Below are 558 nucleotides of genomic sequence, written 5' to 3' on the forward strand. Positions count from 1 at the left end.
ACCGCGGCATCGCCGAGCGTGCAGATCACCGCGTTCGCCGCGGGAAGCCTTGCGCGCGTGATCCCTTCCGAGACCATGCGCGCGTCACACAGGATCGGCGCGCCCTTCTGCAAGGCCGCGCGCGCGACCGTCGCCATATCAGGCGTGAAGCGGATATGCGCCTCCAGGCCAACCATGCCGGCGGCATGGATCATCCGCACCACGACCTGCTCTTCATCAGGCGAAAAGCGCGCAAGGTCCGCCTCGGCGCGGATGGTCGCGAAGGACTGACGATAGATCGCCGCGCCATCGGTCTCGTAGGTGTGCGGCATCAGTGCCCTCCCACCAGGATGGAGGGATCGCTGACGATGTCGGCGCCGTTCAATCCGCGCAGAACCGGCTCGTCGCGCGTCGAGCCGTCGCGGACGAGATCGAAGCCGGTGCCTGTCGCGACCAGTGTGACTGCGGCCGTGCCGGAATGCGCACAGCCCTTGCCACAGCCGGAAACGTGGAGGCGCGCATCGGCGGCAATGCGCGGCGCGAGCGCCGCGGCCAGTGCGCGCGTATCGGCATGGGCTT

1 protein-coding gene and 1 pseudogene are annotated in these 558 nt (G+C 68.6%); both read right to left on the reverse strand.

Going from position 1 to position 558, the window contains the following annotated elements; genetic code table 11:
* Positions 1-311: precorrin-8X methylmutase (locus MOV75_RS41260; RefSeq protein WP_247008634.1), on the reverse strand; the 311-nt coding region annotated here is incomplete at its 3' end.
* Positions 311-558, reverse strand: a pseudogene (locus MOV75_RS41265) (precorrin-3B synthase); the annotation flags it as partial. The gene MOV75_RS41260 and the pseudogene MOV75_RS41265, both read right to left, overlap by 1 nt.

Origin of the sequence: Bradyrhizobium sp. PRIMUS42 (assembly GCF_023006515.1) — a bacterium.
GTDB lineage: Bacteria > Pseudomonadota > Alphaproteobacteria > Rhizobiales > Xanthobacteraceae > Bradyrhizobium.